We start from the raw sequence: 20,272 nt of genomic DNA on the forward strand, positions 1-20,272 counted from the left end.
CCGATTTGGTTGCAGCACCAATCTGCCCGTATAGTTCAATCACGAGCCTCGCAGGATGTCTTTTTTAAATGACATTGTCCCGATTTGCCGCAATGAGTGCCCTGATTTCAAGGAGCCCCCCATATTTTGGTGCATATTCTCGACGGCCTGAATATTTTGCTGCTGGAGGATGAGTTTCTCATCGCCATGGACGTCGAGCAGCTGTGCCGTGACAACGGCGCCGAGGACGTCCACGTTGTCCGGAGTCTGGACGATATCGACATTGCGAAGGCGATGGAGTTCGACGCCGCGATCGTCGACGTCATGCTTGGCGGCCAGTCCACCCTGGAACTGGCCGCATCGCTGAAGGACGCAGGCACGCCGTTCGTGTTCGCGTCGGGCTATACCGACAATGAGGAGCTCGCGGCAAAATTCCCCGGCGTCGCGCTGATCGGCAAGCCTTATGACGACAAGGACCTGATCGAGGCGCTTGCCCGCGCCTGCGCTGCCCGCGCTGCTTCCTCAGGCGGCGCTTGATCCCATGACCTGGGCTGCGATCGAATCCGGACCGAAGTCGGATTCACCCGAGATCTGCAGGATCTCCTGCAGCCTGGTGCGCGCGCGGCTGACCCGGCTCTTGATGGTGCCGATCGCGCAGTCGCAGATTTCCGCCGCTTCCTCGTAGGAAAAGCCGGAAGCACCGATCAGGATGATCGCCTCGCGCTGGTCTTCTGGCAGCTTTTCGAGCGCTGCGCGGAAATCCTTGAGGTCGAGCTGACCGTGCTGGCTCGGATGCACGGCAAGCCGCGCCGTCATGATGCCATCGGAATCCTGCACCTCGCGGCCGCGCTTGCGCATCTGCGAGTAGAACTCGTTGCGCAGGATCGTGAAGAGCCACGCCTTGAGGTTGGTGCCGGGCTGGAAGCTCTCGTGCTTGTCCCACGCCTTGACCAGCGTCTCCTGCACCAGGTCGTCGGCCTTGTCCGCGTTCTGGGAAAGCGACACGGCAAAGGCCCGCAGGCTCGGTATCGCACTCAGAAGATCGGACTTGAACGCCACTGAGACGGCCATGACTAATCCTTCTTTCGCGCGGGTTCAGCTTTTTCCAGCTGGCTCAGCAGGTCGGCAAACCGGTCCGGCACTTCGTCCGCGACCAGTTCGTCGTAATATTGCTTGAGCTTTCGGGCGATTTCGGAATTTGTGCCGAGCGGGTCGGCCGTACTCGTTCGTTGCTGCGTGGCGCCTGACACTTGATCGTCTTTCTTGTTCATGTCTAACTTGCCCCCTCAAACCCCGGCTCGGCTCCGGGTACTGGTGTCCCGGCCCCCGTTCTGGTTGCCTTGTTGTTGACCCAAACGCAGACCCCGCCGGATGGTTCCGCCACTTTGCATTTTTTTTGGAACCTTTATCGGAAAGCCGCGTTATCAACGCCGGGACACCTGATTTTAGTACCCGACAACGTCACGAGGGAGACGGACCACATGAGTCTATCCGCAACAATTGCCCCGCATTTGCCATTTCTGCGTCGATTTTCACGCGCCGTTTCAGGATCCCAGCACAGCGGCGATGCCCTTGTTGCAGCGATGCTGGAGGCGATCATTGCCGATGTAAGCATCTTTCCCAAATGTTCGAGCGAGCGGATTTCGCTCTATCGTCTCTTCTCCGATCTCTTCACTTCCGTTTCGATCCGGGTGCCTCAGGAATCGGCGCCGACCGCCTGGGAGCAGCGTACCGCTGCCAATCTCGCCGCATTGGCGCCCCGCGCGCGTCAGGCATTCCTGCTGATTGCGGTCGAGGGCTTCACCAACGACGAGGCCGCCGAGATCCTCGATACGACCGAGGCTGAGTTCACCGACCTCTTGGCCCAGGCCAGCAACGAGATCTCGCGTCAGGTCGCGACCGATATCCTCATCATCGAGGACGAGCCGCTGATCGCGATGGACATCGAACAGATGGTGGAAAGCCTCGGGCACCGGGTCGTCGGCACTGCGCGGACCCATGCGGAGGCAACCGCGATGTTCGAGAAGTCGCGCGCAAAGATGGTGCTTGCCGACATCCAGCTCGCGGACGGCAGCTCCGGCATCGATGCCGTGAACGAGATCCTGGCCTCGGCTGCTGTGCCGGTGATTTTCATCACCGCCTTCCCCGAGCGGCTGCTGACCGGCGAACGCCCGGAGCCAGCATTCCTCGTCACCAAGCCGTTCAACCCGGACATGGTCAAGGCTCTCATCAGCCAGGCGCTGTTTTTCGAGCGGCAGGCGAAAGCCGCCGCATAAAGGCCCTATTGTCATTGGCTGAAGGCCGCCCGGTGGGCGGCCTTTTTCGTTGGACTGGCGGGGAACCATTTTTCTGCGGCTCCGTTGGTGGTCGACAGTCAAGGAGATCGAACATGCTTTATTGGGCTCTGGTATTTCTCGTCGTCGCGATCATTGCTGGCGCACTTGGCTTTGGCGGCATCGCCGGCACGTCAGCTGGCATCGCACAGATACTCTTCTTCGTATTCTTGGCGTTCCTGGTGATCTCGCTGCTGGCCGGATTGTTCCGCCGCGCTTGACGCCCGCCATGTTTCGAACGCTGGAGGCCGAACCCCTCAAACGGCTTCCAGTTTCCGCCGGGCAACGTTGAAAATACGTTGTCCGGCGGATCTTTGATGGACATGGCGGTGTCTAGGCCCCGTCCTTCGACGTATGTCACTTCGTGCTTGGGCTGGCTGGACGGGTTGACGAGATAGCGGGAGACTTGGACCTTCACAAATCGGGACAGTTGCGTTGCCCAGTACGATCCAAAATGAGCCGAAGGCTGCTGTCGCGTTGCTGCGCGCATTGCGCAACACGGCGGTTTCGGTCTTCTACCAGGATGCCGCGCTCCGCTTCGTCTGGGCCCGCAACGTGCCGGCCTCCTGGAGCCAGGGCAATATCGCCGGCGCCGGCGATGCCGATCTGTTTCCCGCCAGCGTTGCCCAGCGTGTCACGGCCGCCAAGCAGGCTGTCGTCACCACGCACCGGCCGGACAGGCTGGATATTTCGATTCCCGGGCCGGACGGCTCACAGTCCTACAACATCTGGATAGACCCCGATCTCGATCCGGACGGCACTCTCATCGGAATCATCACCACGGCTGTGGAGACGACCGAGCAGAAGCGCCGCGAGCAGACCCTGCGCACGCTTCTGCGTGAGGTCAGCCATCGCTCCCGGAACCTTCTTGCCATCATCCAGAGCATCGCGACGCAAACTGGTCGCTTTTCGGCGACGATTGACGATTTCCTGACCCGCTTTCGCGGTCGCCTGCAGTCTCTTGCGGCCTCGCAGGATCTCGTGACGTCGTCCAATTGGCGCGGGGCCAGCCTGGGAGAACTGGTTACCGGACAGGCGGCCCGCTACAGCCTGACGCCCCAGAGTGCGATCCGGTTTTCCGGGCCGAACCTCTGGCTCAATCCCAACGCGGCTTTGCATATCGGGCTGGCATTGCATGAATTGGCGGTAAACTCCGTCAGCTTCGGCGCGCTGTCGAAGCCGAACGGCTTCGTCACCGTGACGGCAAGTCTTGGCGACGAGACGTCGGGCGGCGCATCCCTGTCGCTGCTGTGGGAGGAGACGATAGGGGCGGCAACCGACGCAGCGCCGGACGATCCTGTCCGGCAACGCCGGTTCGGCAGCGTCGCGCTCGAACAGGTCGTCCCGGCCTCCCTGAACGGCAAGGCAACGCTCGATATTGCCAAGGGAAAACTGACTTACCGGCTGGTTATTCCCTTTGGCCATTTCGAAGCCGAGTAGTGCCACGCACGCTAAGCGGAACTGTAACGACGCGCAGGCGTTGTGTCGGCTGGAAAGGTCGACGCAATGGAACACATAGCTGCGCTACTTCTGATCATCGGATGCTCGGGTTCAATGGACCGTTGCGAGGAACTTCCCGCGCCGGTTCCGGTCTTCGAGACCGTCGAAGAATGCCAGGCCAGCCTGCGGCCTTCCATCGATTCCCTCCGCCATGAGCGCCCGCACGTGATTGCCAAATGCGTCACGGTCGATCCCGCGCTCGAGGAGGAGGACGCCGAACTCGTCTGGGACATAAATCCCGATGGGACACTCTTCGCCGAGATAGGCTCACCCGACATAATGGTTGCATCCAATGCCTCCAGTCGCGAAAAAGACTATGTTAGCCAAGAGTAATTTCACGCGCGCAAAATCCGCCATTGCGTGCTAATTGACGTGGCGGAATGAAGAGAACCAGGGAGCCTTTGATGAAGAAAATTGCATTTGCGGTGGTGGCGATGATGGCGCTTGCCGGCTGTACGACGGCTGAGAACGACGCTGCCTTGGGCGGTACGGCGGGTGCGGTTATCGGTGGCCTGGCCACTGGTGATGCTGGTGGCGCGATTGTCGGCGGTGTGGTTGGCGCTGCATCAGGTGTCCTGATCGGCAAGGCTACCAGGACCGGTTGGTGCCGTTACCGTGACCGTAACGGTCGCATCTACGAAGCGCGCTGCCGCTAAGGAGTTAAGGGCCTGGCTGCAATGCAGACCAGGCCCTCTTCTTGTTGAACGCCTGTTGCCGGGCATCGTCACTGCTCGTCCGCATCCTGGCCTGCAAACGCTCCGAACTGGCAGGCGTCGAGCGACCCGCACAGCACCTGCGCAGTCTAGGCGGCTGCCGCCGCCTTCACTGGCCTTCCCGACTTCCACAGCAGGATTGTCATCACGCTGACGTTCAACAGGTTCCAGCCGATGCCGTTCAGGAATGCGGCGGCGTATGAGCCCGTCATGTCGTAGATTGCACCCGACATCCAGCCTCCCAGCGCCATGCCGACGATCGTCGCCATGATCACGATGCCGACGCGCTGACCCGCCTCGTGCGCCGGCATGTATTCACGCACGATGATGGCGTAGCAGGGCACGATGCCGCCCTGCGACAGGCCGAACACCAGCGACACGATGTATAGCGAAGCCAGCCCGTCGAACGGGATGTAGAAGAGCAGTGACAGGCCCTGCAGAACCGAGCCTATCAGCAGCGTCTTGATGCCGCCGATCTTGTCGGCGAGAAAGCCGGAGGCGAGCCGGCTGACAATGCCCGCCGCCAGCATGATCGACAGCATCTCGCCGCCGCGCGCCACGCCGTAGCCGAGATCGATGCAATAGGCGACGATGTGAACCTGGGGCATCGACATGGCGACGCAGCAGCCGATGCCCGCAACCACCAACAGCGACTGAAGCACCCGCGGCGATACTGAAATGCTTTGCACCGGACGGTAGCCCGCGCTGCCGGCAACCGCGGCAACGGGCGCCCCGCGGCGCAGCATCAGCACCAGCGGAACCATGGTCACGAGGCAGGCAACCCCGATCGCCGCATAGGTGAAGCGCCAACCGCCCGCCTCCATGCCGTAGGGCATGACGATCGGCCAGAAGGCACCGGCGATGTAGTTGCCGGAGGCCGCGGCGGCCACGGCAACGCCACGGCGCAGCATGAACCAGCGTGAGATATCCGCGATCTGCGGTCCGAACGTAACCGCGGCCCCCGAACCGATTAGCAGTCCCTGGACGAGCGTGAACTGCACGATGGATCCGGTTACCGAAGCGAGCAGAAATCCTGCGCCGAGCATCAGCGTCGCAATCAGCGCCGGTTTCCAGAAGCCCAACCGGTCGATAAGCCGCCCGACCACCACATTGCCCAGTGCAAAGCCGATCATCGTCGCCGTATAGGGTAACGACGCGTGTCCGCGGTCTACACCGAACTCGGCCTGCACCGAGGGCAGCACCACCACCACCGCCCACATGCCGGCGCCGCCGATCGCCGACAGCAGGATCGACAGGGCAAGGCGCAGCCAGGCATAGGCGCTGTCGATGCCCGGGGCAGGTTTGTCGTGACGTGTGGCGCTGGCGTCCATGCGGTCCTGGTGCCGGTTTCGGGGCGTTCTTGCTCGCCTGCCGGCGCTGCTTGCGCCAGCACCAGTACCGGTCTTTTGTCGCGCCAGCGCTTTCGCGCGGCAAGTCCGGTCGGGTCAGGCGCCGCCGCGCCGGGCTTTCAGTCCACCAGGACGGCAACCACGGAGGCACAGTCGCCCGGCTTGACGAGACCCGGGAAATGCCGCGCCGCCAGCACGCCGGAAAGCTTGGCGCGAATATCCTGCGGCGGCCTGCCGGTACGGGTGATCGAATGCACCCGCGCAATGATGTCGCCCTTTTCGATCGGATCGCCCAGATCGACCATGGCCTCGTAAAGCCCCTCGTCCTCGGCAAAGGAAAAGCAGTCGACCGACGGCATGTCGAGCCACTGCGTCGGTCTCGATTCGACGGCCCCGCCGACGATGCCGGCATGGCGCAGCACATTCATCAGACCAAGCCTGGCGATCCGCGTCGTCCTGGCGGTCGCCGTGCCGCCGCCGCCGAGTTCCGTGGTCACGAAGACCTTGCCCTGCTCCTCGGCCGCGGTGTCGTACATGCCGACCGCATCGATTTCCAGCATGCGCGCTGAATAGGGTGCCGAGAATGCCTCGACCGCAGCCATGGCTTTCGCCTCGAGCGCCTTGTCGTCGAGGACATGCGCCGCGCAGAATGGCAGGAAGTCGAGCGTGCGGCCGCCTGAATGGAAGTCGAGCACAATGTCTGCCCGCGGCAGCAGGTGGCGCTGGAAGTAGTCGGCGATCTTCTGCGTCACCGTGCCGTCGGGCTTGCCGGGAAACAGCCGGTTCATGTTGCCCTTGTCGACCGGCGAGGTTCGGGTGCCCATCTGGAACGCCGGGTAGTTCATCGCCGGCACGATGATCACCGTGCCGGTCACGTCCTTCGGGGCGAGCGTGCGGGCAAGGTCGTAGAGCGCCAGCGGCCCCTCGTATTCGTCGCCGTGATTGCCGCCCGACAAGAGCGCCACCGGCCCGTCGCCGTTCTTGATGACGCAGATCGGGATCATCACCGATCCCCAGGCGGAATCGTCACGGCTGTAGGGCAGCCGCAACATGCCGTGCTGCACGCCGTCCTTGTCATAGTCGACGGTCGGCGAGATCGGCGATGGGCGCAGCGCGTCGCTCATCGGGCTACTCCTTTACGACGAGCATGCGCGGCACGTTGGCCAGGCACTCGACGCCGGTTTCGGTGATCAGGATGCTCTCGGTGATCTCCAGTCCCATCGTTTCCAGCCACAGGCCGGTCATGAAATGGAAGGTCATGCCGGGCTTGAGCTCGGTCTTGTCGCCGGGCCGCAGGCTCATCGTCCGCTCGCCCCAGTCCGGCGGGTAGGAGAGCCCGATCGGGTAGCCGGTGCGGTTGTCCTTGACGATGCCGTGCTTCTTCAGCACGCCGAAGAAGCCGTTGGCGATGTCCTCGCAGGTATTGCCGGGTCTTGCCGCCGCCAGCCCCGCCTCCATGCCCTCCAGCGTCGCCTTCTCGGCGTCGAGGAAGGCCTGCGTCGGCTTGCCGAGGAACACGGTCCGCGACAGCGGGCAATGGTAGCGGTTGTAGCAGCCGGCGATCTCGAAGAACGTGCCCTCGCCCGCCTTCATCGGCAGATCGTCCCAGGTCAGGTGCGGTGCGGAGGCGTCCGCCCCCGACGGCAGGAGCGGCACGATCGCCGGATAGTCGCCGCCCGCGCCCTCGACGCCGCGCGTGCCCGCATCGTAGATTTCGGCCACCAGGTCGCATTTGCGCATGCCGACCTCGATCTTGTCGACGATCCGCTGGTGCATCGCCTCGACGATGCGCGCCGCCTTGCGCATGTAGTCGATCTCGGTCGGGCTCTTCACCGCGCGCTGCCAGTTGACCAGCGCCGTCGCGTCGACGAAGCGCGCATTCGGCAGGTGCTTCTGCAGCGACGCGAAGGCGGCCGCCGAAAAGTAGTAATTGTCCATCTCGACCCCGGTCCGGAGATTGCCCCAGCCCCGGTCGCCGATCACCTTCGACAGGAAATCCATCGGGTGCCGCTCGGTCGACTGCACGTAGTGGTCGGCGTAGCCGACGATGTTGCCGTGATCTAGATAGGCCGTGCGCTTGGCGCCATTGGCGTCCTGGCCGCGCCCGAACCAGACGGGCTCGCCCGTCGGCGGCACGATCACCGCCTGGTGCACGTAGAACGACCAGCCGTCATAGCCGGTCAGCCAGGCCATGTTGGACGGGTCCGACACGATCAGGAGGTCGATGCCCTTCGCCTCCATGGCCCGCCTCGTCTTGGCCAGCCGTTCGGCAAACTCGTCGCGTGAAAACTTCAGTCGGGCCATGGTCATGTCAGGCGTATCCTCATTTTCTTGGGCCTCGCGGCCATACTCAGCTGTCGAATGGCGTGCCGGCGCCCGCGGCCAGCGCGCGGTCGCGCGCCAGCGTGGCGATGGCCGTGTCCTGCACCCCGGTGCCGGTCAGGTCGGCGATCGTCAGGTCGCCCGGCGAGCCGCGTCCCTTGCGTTGGCCGGCGACGATCTGCCCGAGTTCGGCAAGCTCGGCATCGGCCTTCACCAGCCCGGCTTCGATGGCGTGGTGCAGCTCGCCGAGCCGCCTTGTCTGCTTCAGGCTGTCGGCGACATAGAGCCCGGCCCGCGCCACGATTTCCGGCTCGATCTCGTTCTTGTGCTCGGCGTCGGAGCCCATCGCGGTGATGTGCTGGCCGGGCCACAGCCAGGCCGCCTTCAGCACCGGCTCGCTCGCCGGCGTGGTGGTGACGATGATGTCTGCGCCGGCCACCGCGTGGTCGGGCTCCGGCTCGTAGCGCACCAGTATGCCGAGCCGCTCGCGCAGGTCCGCCGCCGCCGCCTTTGCCTTTTCCGCGTCGCGCGCCCAGATGCGTGCCTCCTTGATCGGCCGCACCAGCATCAGCGCCTCGAGCTGCAGCCGCGCCTGGACGCCGGCGCCGAAGATCGCCGCGATGGAAGAATCCTCGCGCGAAAGATGCCTGGCCGCCACCGCGCCGGCAGCGGCGGTGCGCACGTCTGTCAGGTAGCCATTGTCGAGCAGCAGCGCCTCCACCTGCCCGGTCCGGGACGAAAACAGCACCATCATGCCGCTGGTGCTCGGCAGCCCGATTTTCGGATTGTCGAAGAAGCCGGGGCTGATCTTGATGGCAAAGCCGTCTATGCCGGGCACATAGGCGGTCTTCACGTCGACCTCGCCATGGTGCTCGGGAATGTCGAGCCTCAGGATCGGCGGCATCCCCACCGGCAGCGTCGCCAGCGCCTTGAAGGCATTTTCCACGCAGGCCACGGCGTCGAGATCGAGCTTCACCACGCTGCGCAGGTCGGCCTCGGTGAGAATGGTCATCCGGCTCATGCCGCCTGCTCCCCGCTCGCCGCCCAATAGCCGCAGATGATGCTGCGGTGCAGCCCCATGTCGATGTTGCGGCCCGACAGCAGCGCCACCACCGGCCCGTCCGTCCTGATCCTTTCGGCCAGGAGGGCCGCGATGCCCACCGCGCCGCCGCCCTCGATGATCTCGCGCTCCTGTTCGTAGGCATGGCGAATGCCGGCGGCGATTTCGTCCTCCGACAGCAGGATCAACTCGTCCAGCAGGTCGCGGCACATGGCGAAGGTCAGCTGGTTGTCCAGCCCGACGCCGCCGCCGAGCGAATCCGCCAGTGTCGGCAGTTCCTCCACCAGCACTGGTCTGCCCGCATCGAGGCTGGCCTTCATTGCAGCTCCCCGCGCCATCGAGATGCCGATCACCCTGACGTCGGGGTTCAGCGCCTTGACGGCGGCGGCGATCCCCGCCGCCAGCCCGCCGCCCGACAGGGGCACCAGCACGGTCGCCGCATCCGGCACCGCCTCCATGATCTCCAGGCCAACCGTTCCCTGCCCGGCCACGATTGCCGGATGGTCGAAGGGCGGCAGCATGATCAGCCCGTCCTCGGCGACCAGCCGGTCGACCTCCTCCTGGGCGTCGTCCTGGCTGTTGCCGATGATGCGCACTTCGGCGCCGAGATTGCGGATTTCCGAAAGCTTGTTCTCGGGAACCAGCTTCGACATGCAGATCACCGCGCGCATGCCCTCGAGCTTCGCCGCATGAGCCAGCCCGCGGCCATGATTGCCGGTCGAGGCCGCCGTGACGCCGCGGCTTTTCGCCTCGGCCGACAGCGAGGCGATGGCGTTCGACGCGCCGCGCAGCTTGAAGCTGCCCGTCGTCTGGCGGTGTTCGAGTTTCAGGTAGACCGGCACGCCGGCAAGCCGGCTGAGGGACGGCGACGGCACTGTAGGCGTCTCCACGACCTTGCCTTCGATGCGCTTGCGCGCCCGCCTGATGTCCTTGAGGCTGATGAAATCCATCGACATCAAGCCGCTCCCGCCAGCGGCAGTGACATGAGACGTCCGAGTTCGGGACGAGCCGCCGCGTCGCCGCACAGCCGCAGGCAGTTCCACGCGGTTGCGAGGTTGCTGCTCACCACCGGCCTGCCGAGTGCCCGTTCCATGTCCGGCACAGCCACCGCCGCGCGCAGCGCCGTGCAGGAAACGAACAGCCCCTCGGCGTCCGGCGCCATGGCCTCGCGCGCCAGTTCCACGATCGTTTCCGGCGCGATGCGCGCCATCTCCCGGTCGTCCTCGAGCCCGAGGCAGGTGAAGCTGGCGATGTCGAAGCCGTCGCGCTCGAAATAGGCGGCCATCGGCCGGCTGGTCTCGACCGTGTAGGGCGTCAGGATGCTGATCCTCTTGGCGCCCAGCGCCTTGAGCCCGCGCGTCGCCGCCAGCGGCGGCGTCACCACCGGCACCCCGGGCTTGGCCGTGTTGATCGCCGCGGCAACCTCCGCATCGCCGATCACGGCTGATGCGGCGGTGCAGGAATAGCAGATGGCGTCTAGCTCTTCCCCCGGCAGGATCAGTGCGGCGCCATCCGTCAGCGTCGGCTGCATGCGCCGCAGATTTTCGGGCGTCGTCGGGTTGGCATAGGGTACGCGCGCCACATAGACGCCGATCCGCTCGCTCGCCACCATGCGCGAAAAGTCGGGCTCGGTCGTATGGTCGGTGGCCAGGATCAGCAGGCCGATCCGCTTGGCCAGCGGGCGCGCGTCCAGTGCGGGCCGGGCGTCGCGCAGGCGTATCTCTGTCTTGTCGGTCATGATCAGGTTTCGACGCGTCCGTATCGGCGTTCCAGCCAGCGCAGGGCAAACACCGCTACCAGGCTGATCGCGAGGAAGAATGCACCGACCATGGTGATCGGCTCGATGTAGCGGTAGCTCGAATTGGCGACGCTCTTTGCCTGGTTCATCAGTTCGAGCACGGTGATCGCCGAAAGCAGCGGCGTCTCCTTGAACATGGCGATGAAATAATTGGCCAGCGCCGGGATCATCGGCGGCAGCGCCTGCGGAATGATGATGTGCATCCAGGTCTGGCGTGCCGACAGGTTGCACGCCTTGGCGGCTTCCCACTGGCCGCGCGGCACATTGTCGATGCCGGCTCGGTACACTTCGGCGGTATAGGTGCCGTAGTGAAGGCCAAGGCCGATGACGCCGGCAACAAGCGGCGCCAGCAGAATGCCGATGTCGGGCAACACGTAGAAGATGAAATAGAGCTGCACCAGCAGCGGCGTGCCGCGGATGAACTCGGCGGCAAAGCTGACGCTGCGCGACAGGATGCGGTTCGACGAACGCCGGGCGAGCGCAATGCCGAGACCGACGAAGGCTGCCAGCACCGAACCCAGTAGCGTCGCCAGGATCGTGATCTTCACGCCCTCTACAAGGGTCGGAAAGATCTGCCAGACAAAGGCCCAGTCCCATTCCATCAGACGCGCACTCCATCGAGCCCGCGCGCCATGCGGCGCTCAAGGCTTCGCATGCCCCAGCCGATCAGCGAGGCAAGTGCAAAATAGATGATCAGGATCATCGTGAAGGGTATCAGCGTGTTGCCGGTCTGGGCCCGCACCACCTGCGCCTGGAAGGTCAGATCGGTCAGCGAGATGAGCGACACGACCGCGGTTCCCTTGAGCAACTCGATCGAGTTGTTGCCGAAAGTCGGCAGCATCAGCAGCAATGCCTGCGGCAGGATCACGTGGCGCATGCTTTGCCAGCGACCGAGATTGAGCGCCACGCAGGCCTCATACTGCTCCTTGCCGATCGACTTGATGGCGCCGCGCACCACTTCCGCGCCGTAGGCGCCGACATTCAGCCCCAGCGCAAGCACGCCCGCCTGCAGCGGCGTCAGCGTTATGCCGAGGAAGGGCAGCACGAAATAGGCCCAGAAGAGCTGCACGAAGATCGAGGTGCCGCGAAAGAATTCGATATAGGCCGTGGCCAGCGCCCGCACCGCAAAGAAGCGCGACAGCCGCCCGAGGCCGGCAATGAAAGCCATGACCAGGGCAAGCGCCGACCCCATGACGGTCAGCTGGATGGTCACCAGCGCGCCGTCGAGGATAAGGCCGATATAGCCGGTCCAGTCGATCATGGGGTCCGTGTTTCCCGATAAGTGGTTGAGCGCTGATGCTGGCAGGCGGATGAAGGGCAGGGCAAGCCGTGCCCTTCATCCGGATTGTCGGACACCTCTCCCCGCAACCGGAGAGAAGGAAGAGCCGCGATTACTGCGAGCAGAGCTTCTCGCGCGAGGTCGACATGGCGGCTGCGGCCGAGAAGCCGTAGGGCTCGATGATCTTGGCAAACTCGCCGGATTCCTTCATCTTCGCCAGCTCCACGTCATAGGCGTCGCGCAGGGCTTCGTCGCCCTTCTTGAACGCCGCGCCGTCGCAATAGACCGGCGCGCCAACCACCGGCGCCACGACGGCGAGGTTCGGATCGTTGGCCTTCATCATCAGGTCGTTGATCGACAGCACCGGCAGCGAATAGGCGTCGATGCGGCCATCCTGCACCATCTTCAGGCCGCTCTGGCCGTCCGGCACCACGATCACGCGGTCACGCGGCACGCCGGCGTCGAGCGCCAGCTTTTCCTCGGTGCCGCCGCCCGGCGCGCCAACCGTTGCGCCTTCGGAATTGGCGATGTCGGCGTAGCTCTGGAAGCCCTTCGGGTTGCCCTTCTTCACCAGCAGCGCTTCTGCATCGCACAGCACCGGCTCGGAATAGACGACCGCGGCGCAGCGCTCCGGCTTCATGAACAGGCCCGCGGTAACGACGTCGAAGCGGCCGGCCTGCAGGCCGGGGATCATCGCGCCATATTCGGAGATCGATGCGACGATCTCGTCAATGCCGAGGCGCTTGAAGATTTCGCGCGCCACGTCGGGCGCGGCACCGGAAACCTTGCCGTCGGCGGCAACGGCCGTGAAGGGCGGCTCGTTGGCGATGGCAACCCGCGCGAAGCCCTGCGCCTTCAGGTCTTCGAGCTTGTCGGCCATGGCCGGACCCGAAACCGCGAAGGAAGCCAGCATGGCAAGTCCGGCAGCGCCGGCAATTGTTGTCTTCATTTTCATCGTTCCCAACTCCATTGTTGTTCTTCTCATTCTTGCGGCTGCGTGCCGCGGCATGGCGGTCAGACGCGATGTCCGGCCGCGATGATCTTCTTCAGGAAGCTCTGTGTTCGCTCCTGCTTCGGATTGCTGAAAATGTCGTCGGGCTTGCCCTCTTCGACGATCTTGCCGCCGTCGAAGAACAGCACCCGGTCGGCGAATTCATGGGCGAAGCCCATCTCGTGCGTCACCAGAAGCATGGTCATGTCGGTTTCGGCGGCGAGCCGCTTCATCACGTTCATCACCTCCTCGACCAGTTCGGGGTCGAGCGCCGAGGTCACCTCGTCGAACAGCATGATCTTGGGCGACAGCGCCAATGCGCGGGCAATCGCCACGCGCTGCTTCTGGCCGCCGGAAAGCTGAGCCGGCATTGCCTTGGCCTTTTCGGCCAGGCCCACCATGTCGAGCAGTTCCATGGCGCGCTTTTCCGCCTCCGATCGCGGCGTGCCCTTGGTCAGCATCGGCGCCAGCGTCACATTGTCGATCACCGACTTGTGCGGGAACAGGTTGAACAGCTGGAACACCATGCCGATCTTCTGGCGCATCCGCGTCAGGTGTCGTTCGTCGGCCGGCACGAGCCCGCCGTTCTTTTCCATGTGGTAGAGTTGTTCGCCGTCGATCTCGATGTGCCCGCCATCGATCCGCTCCAGGGTCATCAGGATGCGCAGGATCGTCGTCTTGCCGGATCCGGACGGGCCGATCAGCGCCAGCTTCTCGGCCGGCTTCACTTCCATCGACAAGCCGTCCAGCACCTTGAAGCTGCCGAAACTCTTGGCAATGGCGTCGATCTTGATGATAGGCGCGACCATGTGGTTCCCCGTGGCTTTGAAGCCTTCTTCCTCTAACGATGCGGAAGTAATGAAATCATGTCAATTGGCAAAATAAAATCAGTACAATTTGACCGGATGGCAAAGTTCGCCGCGTTTGTCTGGGGCTCGATCGCGTCGCATGTTGTGCTGTCAGGCGCCCCAGCGGGGCGGTTCTGGCCGGATTTTCCCGCTAGACGGTCCGCTGTGTATGGATTTCGGGCCGCCCATTGCGCCCTTTGCCGGCAAGTGGTTGACCAGACTGAATTTTTCCCGGTGAAAATGACGGGAAGCGGCAGATTTATCCCCGCCGTTGCTCGCTCCGGACAGGGCTGTGACCGTCTAGATGGCGAGCAGCAGGTGCTCGGGATCTCCCAGCAGCAGCCTTGCCACCGTGCCAAGCCCGATGCGCAGTTCTTCCCCGGTGGTCGAGCCGAGCGAGATCCGGACGGCCGGGCTCCACGGCGCATCCGACGTCCTGAAGGAAGTGCCGGGCGCAATGGCAACCCCCTGCAGGCGGGCCTGCGCGACGAAGCTCTGTTCGCTGCGGTCGCCGAGGGACAACCACACATGCAGGCTTTCGCTGTGCGAAGAATAGGGAAGTCCGTCGAACACTTCGGCGACGATCTTGTGGCGGCCGCGCAGCGCCTCCCGCTGCCAGTTCACCAGCTCGAGTGCCGTCCCGTCGGCGACCCACTTGGAGGCGATCTCGGCGACCATCGGCGTGGCCATCCAGTTCGAGACGAGATGCCGGTTGGCGACTGCGGCGACATATCTGTCGGGCGCGCTGAGATAGCCGATGCGCAGTCCCGGCACCACGCTCTTGGTAAAGCTGGTGACATAGAGCGTGCGCTCCGGCGCCAGTGCCGCGATCGGCGGCGGCCGGTTCTCGATCAGCGGGCCGAGCACGTCGTTCTCGATGATGGCCAGGTCGTGCTTGCGCGCAACCTCCACGATTGCCTGCCTTCGCGCCTCGCTCATCAAGGTAGCGGTCGGGTTGATCACCGAGGGCTGGACGAACACGGCGCGGATGTCGGAATGCTTGCAGGCTTCGTCCAGCGCCTCCGGCACCAGCCCGTCATCGTCGATCGCCAGGCCCTCGAGCTTGAAGCCTAGATAGGTCGACAGCGGCACCAGCGTGTGATGGCAGATCGCCTCGGCGGCGACCGTCGAGCCCGGCGGTGCGACGCTCATCAGCGCGACCGTCATGCCGGCCGTCGCGCCGTTGGTGACACTGACATTCTGCGGCGCCACCGTGAGCCCGCAGCGTTTCAGCCACTCCACGGCGACTGCCCTGTGGCGCGGAAACACCATGTTCGGTCGGAACGACAGCGCCGAGCTGGCCGGCAGGTTTTCCGACAGCCAGCCGAGCGCCTTCTTCAGCCGGTCGAGATGCATCTTCTCGCTGACCGGCTTGAGGATCGACAGGTCGATCACCTCGCCCGGGCGTTCCGGCAGGTAGGGCGGCGCCGGTTCGCTGCGCTGCGTCTGCACGAAGGAGCCGCGGCCGATCTCGCCCGACACCAGCCCGCGCCGGATCAGTTCCTCGTAGGCGCGGCTGACCGTCTGCACCGACAGGTCGAGATCCTCCGCCATCTTGCGATGCGTCGGCAGCCTCGCGCCGTTTTCCAGCCGTCCGTCATGAATCGCCCGCGCAATCTGCTCCGCCAGCGACAGATACGCAGGTCGACGCACAAGAGCAGGATCGGGACGCCAAAGTGTCATGATTTCATTGAAAGCGAAATCAGTGCAATTGACAATCCAAATCTTGAGACATCATGCTGACCCACCGACAATTTCCGGATATCCAATGGCAGGCATCAAACTCGACCCGACCGATCTCAGGATCCTCGACGCAGTCCAGCGCGACGGGCGGATCACCAAGCTCAGGCTGGCCGAGGAGGTCGGGCTTTCGCCGACGCCCTGCTGGGTGCGGCTGCGTAGACTGGAGAAGGCCGGTGTGGTCAGCGGCTATCACGCGACAATCGACATGCGCACCGTCGCCCCGGTCGCGGTCGTGCTGATGGAGGTGACGCTCAGGAGCCACCGCCAGGCCGACTTCGATCGTTTCGAGCGGGCGGTGCGCGATTGCGAGGAAATCATCACCTGCTGGTCGGTCGGCGGCGGCGTCGACTATCTGCTCAAGGTGATGGCGCGCGACATCGACGCCTACCAGCGGCTTGTCGACGGCCTGCTCGAGCGCGAGATCGGCATCGACCGCTACTTCACCTACATCGTCACCAAGACGGTAAAGGACGAGGCCGCGGTGCCGATCGCCAACCTGCTCCCGGCGTCGACGTCCTGACAGCCCAAACGTACTGCCCAGCCGCCGAAATTAGAGAGACTCTCTCCTGCCGGCCATCCAAACAGCCTCTTTCTCTCCCCCGCCCGCTCTAGATTCTAAGCATCACCCCGCACCGGAGACCTGAAGCGATGTCTGCGCATTTCGCCCGCCCCACACGCCACGATGCACTCGACCGGCTCGTCGACCGCCGGCTCTTCCGCGAGCTTGCCTATGTCGACGGTCAGTGGACCGCGAGCGGCGCGGGAAACAGTTTCGAGGTTGCTGACCCTGGCAGCGGCGTCAGCGTCGCCTGGGTCGCATCGCTCGATGCCGGCCAGACCTCAGTGGCCATCGATGCGGCATCCCGCGCCTTCCCGAAATGGCGCTCGCTGCTGCCGCAGGAGCGCTCGAAAATCCTGCGGAGATGGTTCGATCTGATCGTCGCCGCGAAGCAGGACCTCGCGTTGCTGATGACGCTCGAGCAGGGCAAGCCGCTGCCGGAATCACTCGGCGAGATCGACTACGCCGCCTCCTTCGTCGAATGGTATGCCGAGGAGGCAAAGCGTCTCAACGCCGAGAATGTGACCAGCCACCTGCCCGACGCCGAAATGCTGGTGCGCCGCGAGGCGCTCGGTGTCGTCGGTGTCGTGACACCGTGGAATTTTCCCTGTGCAATGCTGACCCGCAAGGCGGCCGCTGCACTGGCTGCCGGCTGCACCATCGTCGCTCATCCGTCTTCCGAGACGCCGCTGTCGGCGCTGGCGCTGGCCGAGCTCGGCGAGCGGGCCGGCCTGCCTGCCGGCGTCTTCAACGTCGTCACCGGCGACGCCGCAACCATTGTCGGCGCCCTGTGCGACGACGCCCGCGTGCGCGCCATGAGCTTCACCGGTTCGACCGAGATCGGTCGCCTGATCGCCGGCAAATGCGCCGCCACCATGAAGCGCCTGGTCATGGAGCTCGGCGGCCACGCCCCGCTGATCGTCTTCGACGACGCCGACATCGACCGCGCCGTGTCGATCGCTGTCGACGCGAAGTTCGCAACGTCAGGGCAGGACTGCCTGGCGGCTAACCGCATCTACGTGCAGCGTGCCGTCTATGATCGTTTCTGCAGCGCCTTCGCCGAGCGGATCAAAACCCTGACTGTAGCGCACGGACTGACCGAAGGCTCTGACATCGGGCCCCTGATGCACGATCGGGCTGTTGCCAAGGTCGAGGAGCATGTTGCCGACGCAATGAAGCATGGCGCACGCTGCCTTGCCGGCGGTAAGCGACATAAGGCCGGCAAGCTCTTTTTCGAGCCGACCCTGCTTGCCGATGTTTCGGACGATGCGCTGATCATGCGCGAAGAGACCTTCGGTCCGGTGGCGGCGATCACCCCGTTCGATTCCGAGGACGAGGTGGTTGCCCGCGCCAACGACACCGAATACGGACTGGTGGCCTATGTCGTGACGGAAAACGGTGCGCGGCAACTCCGCATGGGGCGCAGGCTCGACTACGGCATGGTCGCCATCAACCGGGTAAAGATCACCGGCGCGCCCGTCCCCTTCGGTGGCGTCAAGCAATCCGGCATCGGCCGCGAGGGCTCGCGCCACGGCATCGAAGCCTTCACCGACCTCAAATATCTATGCCTCGACGCAGCCTGACAAGAACAAGGAAAAGCACCATGCTCGATCAGTCCAACGAACTCGCCGCCTGGGACCGCGACCACTTCTTCCACCCGTCGACCCACATGGGCACGCATGCGCGCGGCGAAAGCCCGACCCGCATCGTCACGGGCGGCGAAGGCGTCTACATCACCGATTCAACCGGCAAGACCAGCCTCGACGCCTTTGCCGGCCTCTACTGCGTCAATGTCGGCTACGGCCGCCAGAAGATTTCGGACGCCATCGCCGAGCAGGCGAAGAACCTCGCCTATTACCATGCCTATGTCGGCCACGGCACCGAGGCCTCGATCACGCTCGCCAAGATGATCATCGACCGCGCGCCGAAGGGCATGAGCCGCGTCTATTTCGGCCTGTCGGGCTCCGACGCCAACGAGACCAACATCAAGCTGATCTGGTACTACAACAACGTGCTTGGCCGGCCCGAGAAGAAGAAGATCATCTCGCGCTGGCGCGGCTATCACGGCTCGGGCGTCATGACCGGCTCTCTGACCGGGCTGGACCTGTTCCACAATGCCTTCGACCTGCCGCGCGCGCCGATCCTGCACACCGAGGCGCCCTATTATTTCCGCCGCGAAGACCGTTCGATGTCCGAGGAGCAGTTCTCGCAGCATTGCGCCGACAAGCTCGAGGAGATGATCCTGGCCGAAGGTCCGGACACCGTCGCCGCCTTCATCGGCGAGCCGATCCTCGGTACCGGTGGCATCGTGCCGCCGCCCGCGGGCTACTGGCAGAAGATCCAGGCGGTACTCAAGAAGTATGACGTCCTTCTCGTCGCCGACGAGGTCGTCACCGGTTTCGGTCGCCTCGGCACCATGTTCGGCTCCGACCACTATGGCATGCAGCCCGACCTGATCACCATCGCCAAGGGGCTGACCTCGGCCTATGCGCCGCTGTCAGGCGTCATCGTCGGCGAAAAGATGTGGGCCGGCCTCGTCGAAGGGTCCGACAAGCTCGGCTCACTGGGTCACGGCTGGACATACTCGGCACATCCGATCTGCGTAGCCGCCGGTGTCGCCAACCTCGAACTCATCGACGAGCTCGACCTGGTGACCAATGCCGGCGATACCGGCGCCTATTTCCGCGCCGAGCTCGCCAAGGCAGTGGGCGGGCACAAGAATGTGGGCGACGTTCGCGGCGACGGGCTGATGGCGGCTGTGGAGTTCGTCAAGGATCGCGACGACCGCGTCTTCTTCGACGCGTCCGAGAAGATCGGCCCTCAGGTCGCGACCGCGCTCGCCGCCAGCGGCGTCATCGGCCGCGCCATGCCGCAGGGCGATATTCTCGGCTTCGCACCGCCACTCTGCCTGACGCGGGAAGAGGCCGACATCGTCGTCGCCCGCACCGCCGAAGCGATCAAGTCCGTGCTTGGCTGATCCGCACTGTCCAGCAGTCATTTCGCTAGCCGGCAAGAAAGAGGCAGCCCCACAGATCGTGGGGCTGCCTCTTTTCACTCCAGGTTCGGATGATTTCCGGCCCGGCACGCACGTCTAGTGCCGGCGCCCAATCTCGAAAAGAAACCAGGCGCGGCGTTCGGTCTCGTCGATCCACACTTCGATGAGGCTGGTCGTGGCGACGTCATTGTGCTCCTCGGCAACGGCATGCGTTGCGCGCAGGTAGCCGGCCATCTGCCGATTGTCGCCTGCAAGTTCCGCGATCATGTCCTCGGGCGTGACGAATTCCGCATCATTGTCGAGCAGCCGCTGGGTGCGGGCAATGTGGCCGACCGAACGCAGCGTGGTTCCGCCGACCTTGCGCGCCCGTTCGGCGATGGCATCGGTCATCGCGAAAATCTGGTCGCCCTGTTCATCGAGCAGCAGGTGATAATCGCGGAAATGCGGCCCCGACATGTGCCAGTGGAAGTTCTTGGTTTTGAGGTAGAGCGCAAATGTGTCGGCCAGGAGCCCGGTCAGGGCGGCCGAGATATCCGTGGTGGCATTCTGCCCGAGGTCGTTGGGAGTTCTAAGGGCAGCGGCGCGGGTGCTCATTGAAGTATCCTTCTGGCGTTGGGGTTGGGAAGCAGGACTCGATCGGACAGGATGGCCTTGTCAGCGGGCAGGAACAGCGCCGGGTCGAATTCGGTCAGGGCCTGGCCGGCCTCAGCGCCTGGGTACTGGCGCCGGCGATAGGCCACGGCCTGTTCCCGCCAGCGCCAGCCCAGTGCACGCGGTGATTTGGGTCTTATGATCATTCGGGC

General features: G+C 64.3%; 24 protein-coding genes. 9 read left to right on the forward strand and 15 right to left on the reverse strand.

Going from position 1 to position 20,272, the window contains the following annotated elements:
- The first annotated feature begins 129 nt into the window (after positions 1-129).
- On the forward strand, positions 130-516 hold the full coding sequence (locus tag ACT2BZ_RS03210) for a response regulator (protein WP_457939237.1): 387 nt from the start codon (positions 130-132) through the stop codon (positions 514-516).
- On the opposite strand, the gene ACT2BZ_RS03215 is transcribed toward ACT2BZ_RS03210, so the two are convergent.
- Together ACT2BZ_RS03215 and ACT2BZ_RS03220 are read right to left on the reverse strand one after the other, a co-directional pair.
- Positions 502-1,050: a sigma-70 family RNA polymerase sigma factor gene (locus tag ACT2BZ_RS03215; RefSeq protein WP_457939239.1), complete on the reverse strand. Its 549-nt coding sequence runs from the start codon at positions 1,048-1,050 to the stop codon at positions 502-504. The two genes, ACT2BZ_RS03210 and ACT2BZ_RS03215, sit on opposite strands and share 15 nt — an antisense overlap.
- Positions 1,051-1,052: 2 nt before the next feature.
- The gene (locus ACT2BZ_RS03220; RefSeq protein ID WP_457939241.1) at positions 1,053-1,250 is read right to left on the reverse strand and encodes a NepR family anti-sigma factor; all 198 of its coding nucleotides are present in this window, start codon (positions 1,248-1,250) and stop codon (positions 1,053-1,055) included.
- A 210-nt stretch (positions 1,251-1,460) separates the two neighbouring features.
- On the opposite strand from ACT2BZ_RS03220, the gene ACT2BZ_RS03225 reads away from it, so the two are divergent.
- From ACT2BZ_RS03225 to ACT2BZ_RS03245, 5 genes are all read left to right on the forward strand, one after another.
- On the forward strand, positions 1,461-2,255 hold the full coding sequence (locus tag ACT2BZ_RS03225; protein WP_457941206.1) for a response regulator: 795 nt from the start codon (positions 1,461-1,463) through the stop codon (positions 2,253-2,255).
- Between the two features lie 113 nt (positions 2,256-2,368).
- Positions 2,369-2,533 (forward strand): DUF1328 domain-containing protein, encoded by a 165-nt coding sequence (locus ACT2BZ_RS03230; protein ID WP_121583648.1) that lies wholly within the window; start codon positions 2,369-2,371, stop codon positions 2,531-2,533.
- A 214-nt stretch (positions 2,534-2,747) separates the two neighbouring features.
- Positions 2,748-3,752 carry a sensor histidine kinase gene (locus tag ACT2BZ_RS03235; RefSeq protein ID WP_457939242.1) on the forward strand — a complete coding sequence of 335 codons (1,005 nt, stop codon included), beginning with the start codon at positions 2,748-2,750 and terminating at the stop codon, positions 3,750-3,752.
- 66 nt (positions 3,753-3,818) lie between these two features.
- The gene (locus ACT2BZ_RS03240; protein WP_457939243.1) at positions 3,819-4,145 is read left to right on the forward strand and encodes a hypothetical protein; all 327 of its coding nucleotides are present in this window, start codon (positions 3,819-3,821) and stop codon (positions 4,143-4,145) included.
- Between the two features lie 71 nt (positions 4,146-4,216).
- A complete protein-coding gene (locus ACT2BZ_RS03245; protein ID WP_457939245.1) occupies positions 4,217-4,468 on the forward strand; it encodes a glycine zipper domain-containing protein in 252 nt (83 codons plus the stop codon).
- A 146-nt stretch (positions 4,469-4,614) separates the two neighbouring features.
- On the opposite strand, the gene ACT2BZ_RS03250 is transcribed toward ACT2BZ_RS03245, so the two are convergent.
- The 11 genes from ACT2BZ_RS03250 to ehuR all read right to left on the reverse strand — a co-directional run bounded on the left by ACT2BZ_RS03250 (position 4,615) and on the right by ehuR (position 15,855).
- On the reverse strand, positions 4,615-5,856 hold the full coding sequence (locus tag ACT2BZ_RS03250) for an MFS transporter (RefSeq protein WP_457939246.1): 1,242 nt from the start codon (positions 5,854-5,856) through the stop codon (positions 4,615-4,617).
- A gap of 137 nt (positions 5,857-5,993) precedes the next feature.
- Entirely contained in the window at positions 5,994-6,998 is a 1,005-nt protein-coding gene (doeB, locus tag ACT2BZ_RS03255) for a N(2)-acetyl-L-2,4-diaminobutanoate deacetylase DoeB (protein ID WP_457939247.1), read from the reverse strand.
- Positions 6,999-7,002: 4 nt separating this feature from the next.
- Complete coding sequence (doeA, locus tag ACT2BZ_RS03260; protein ID WP_457939248.1) at positions 7,003-8,184, reverse strand: ectoine hydrolase DoeA; 1,182 nt, start codon at positions 8,182-8,184, stop codon at positions 7,003-7,005.
- A gap of 40 nt (positions 8,185-8,224) precedes the next feature.
- Positions 8,225-9,217 carry an ectoine utilization protein EutC gene (gene eutC / locus ACT2BZ_RS03265; protein WP_457939249.1) on the reverse strand — a complete coding sequence of 331 codons (993 nt, stop codon included), beginning with the start codon at positions 9,215-9,217 and terminating at the stop codon, positions 8,225-8,227.
- A complete protein-coding gene (gene eutB / locus ACT2BZ_RS03270) occupies positions 9,214-10,206 on the reverse strand; it encodes a hydroxyectoine utilization dehydratase EutB (RefSeq protein WP_457941207.1) in 993 nt (330 codons plus the stop codon). Before eutB ends, eutC begins: the two co-directional genes overlap by 4 nt.
- Positions 10,207-10,211: 5 nt before the next feature.
- Positions 10,212-10,994, reverse strand: coding sequence for an ectoine utilization protein EutA (gene eutA, locus ACT2BZ_RS03275; protein ID WP_457939250.1), 783 nt, complete (start codon positions 10,992-10,994; stop codon positions 10,212-10,214).
- 2 nt (positions 10,995-10,996) lie between these two features.
- Positions 10,997-11,656, reverse strand: coding sequence for an ectoine/hydroxyectoine ABC transporter permease subunit EhuD (gene ehuD / locus ACT2BZ_RS03280; RefSeq protein WP_457939252.1), 660 nt, complete (start codon positions 11,654-11,656; stop codon positions 10,997-10,999).
- The gene (gene ehuC / locus ACT2BZ_RS03285; RefSeq protein WP_457939254.1) at positions 11,656-12,315 is read right to left on the reverse strand and encodes an ectoine/hydroxyectoine ABC transporter permease subunit EhuC; all 660 of its coding nucleotides are present in this window, start codon (positions 12,313-12,315) and stop codon (positions 11,656-11,658) included. The genes ehuD and ehuC overlap by 1 nt, the downstream gene beginning before the upstream one ends.
- Before the next feature lie 130 nt (positions 12,316-12,445).
- On the reverse strand, positions 12,446-13,282 hold the full coding sequence (gene ehuB / locus ACT2BZ_RS03290) for an ectoine/hydroxyectoine ABC transporter substrate-binding protein EhuB (protein ID WP_457939256.1): 837 nt from the start codon (positions 13,280-13,282) through the stop codon (positions 12,446-12,448).
- Positions 13,283-13,347: 65 nt separating this feature from the next.
- Positions 13,348-14,133 (reverse strand): ectoine/hydroxyectoine ABC transporter ATP-binding protein EhuA, encoded by a 786-nt coding sequence (gene ehuA / locus ACT2BZ_RS03295; protein ID WP_457939258.1) that lies wholly within the window; start codon positions 14,131-14,133, stop codon positions 13,348-13,350.
- Between the two features lie 339 nt (positions 14,134-14,472).
- Complete coding sequence (gene ehuR, locus ACT2BZ_RS03300) at positions 14,473-15,855, reverse strand: MocR-like ectoine utilization transcription factor EhuR (protein WP_457939260.1); 1,383 nt, start codon at positions 15,853-15,855, stop codon at positions 14,473-14,475.
- Positions 15,856-15,940: 85 nt separating this feature from the next.
- Here ehuR and ACT2BZ_RS03305 point away from each other — a divergent pair, with 85 nt between their 5' ends.
- The 3 genes from ACT2BZ_RS03305 to ACT2BZ_RS03315 all read left to right on the forward strand — a co-directional run bounded on the left by ACT2BZ_RS03305 (position 15,941) and on the right by ACT2BZ_RS03315 (position 19,451).
- Positions 15,941-16,435: an Lrp/AsnC family transcriptional regulator gene (locus tag ACT2BZ_RS03305; protein WP_457939261.1), complete on the forward strand. Its 495-nt coding sequence runs from the start codon at positions 15,941-15,943 to the stop codon at positions 16,433-16,435.
- Between the two features lie 128 nt (positions 16,436-16,563).
- The gene (locus ACT2BZ_RS03310; RefSeq protein ID WP_457939262.1) at positions 16,564-18,057 is read left to right on the forward strand and encodes an NAD-dependent succinate-semialdehyde dehydrogenase; all 1,494 of its coding nucleotides are present in this window, start codon (positions 16,564-16,566) and stop codon (positions 18,055-18,057) included.
- A gap of 20 nt (positions 18,058-18,077) precedes the next feature.
- Positions 18,078-19,451 (forward strand): aminotransferase, encoded by a 1,374-nt coding sequence (locus ACT2BZ_RS03315; RefSeq protein ID WP_457939263.1) that lies wholly within the window; start codon positions 18,078-18,080, stop codon positions 19,449-19,451.
- Positions 19,452-19,565: 114 nt separating this feature from the next.
- Here the strand turns inward: ACT2BZ_RS03315 and ACT2BZ_RS03320 are convergent, their stop codons facing one another.
- Positions 19,566-20,063: a Dps family protein gene (locus tag ACT2BZ_RS03320; RefSeq protein WP_457939264.1), complete on the reverse strand. Its 498-nt coding sequence runs from the start codon at positions 20,061-20,063 to the stop codon at positions 19,566-19,568.
- Entirely contained in the window at positions 20,060-20,266 is a 207-nt protein-coding gene (locus ACT2BZ_RS03325; protein WP_457939265.1) for a hypothetical protein, read from the reverse strand. Before ACT2BZ_RS03325 ends, ACT2BZ_RS03320 begins: the two co-directional genes overlap by 4 nt.
- Between the last annotated feature and the right edge of the window lie 6 nt (positions 20,267-20,272).

Source organism: Mesorhizobium sp. 10J20-29 (assembly GCF_054130485.1).